This is a genomic window from Citrobacter sp. Cb080, from assembly GCF_030334745.1.
Taxonomy (GTDB): Bacteria; Pseudomonadota; Gammaproteobacteria; order Enterobacterales; family Enterobacteriaceae; genus Citrobacter; species Citrobacter braakii.
In genome coordinates this window covers 1-705 of sequence record NZ_JAOWDG010000001.1, presented here as the reverse complement: position 1 = coordinate 705, position 705 = coordinate 1, and the positions used below count along the sequence as shown (strand labels likewise).

The following is a 705-nucleotide window of genomic DNA, read 5'->3' as shown; positions in this document are numbered from 1 at the left end:
GTGATGCATCTGTGCGGCCTGTCCCGCTCGACCATTTACGACCTCATCAGCCGGGAAGCCTTCCCGAAACAAATCTCCCTTGGTGGGAAAAACGTGGCGTGGGCGCAGTCTGAAATCACTGCATGGATGGCGGATCGCATTGCCGAACGTAACCGGGGTTATGACGCATGATGATGACCATTCAGCAAACAACCTCTTTTTCTGGCTTGCTTCTTTTCGCCGTTTCCAGGTATAGTTTTCCCGCTGTCGCAAAATCGGCAGCCGGGCGTAGGAACCCGTGTTTAACTATGGCGACACCGGACGCGCCTTGCGTCTTTTTTTGTGTCTGTGCCTTGATGCACCCATTCAATACACAGTGGCCTTTTCGCCATTGTGGGTATCGCGTAATGGTGGCTCAGGCGGGGCAGCTTTCGGGCTGGCCGGTTCTCATAGTTACCGGTATTCCTACCCCCGTCTGGGCTACCACCCATGAGCGTAGGAACTCCGGTGGTAGCTGTAACCAGCTAACTATGGAGGTTGCCCTTATGGCTACGACCCTCACCCCGTCACACCCGCAGCTTGTCTTTGTGTTTGCCGCTGTTCGTCGCGCAGACCGTACCCCCCGTATTTGTATGCTCCGCACCGTTGCCGGTGATGAGCACGCCGCACGTCTTTCTCTCGTTCGCGATTACGTTCTCTCGTTCGCTGGCCGTCTGCCGGTTGCGG

The 705-nt window shown here is 56.5% G+C and carries 2 protein-coding genes; both read left to right on the top strand.

From position 1 onward, the window contains the following. On the top strand, window positions 1-171 hold a 171-nt coding region (locus OGV38_RS00010), incomplete at its 5' end, for a helix-turn-helix transcriptional regulator (RefSeq protein WP_286472816.1). Beyond that, window positions 168-705: host cell division inhibitor Icd-like protein (locus OGV38_RS00005; RefSeq protein ID WP_286472814.1), on the top strand; the 538-nt coding region annotated here is incomplete at its 3' end. The genes OGV38_RS00010 and OGV38_RS00005, both read left to right, overlap by 4 nt.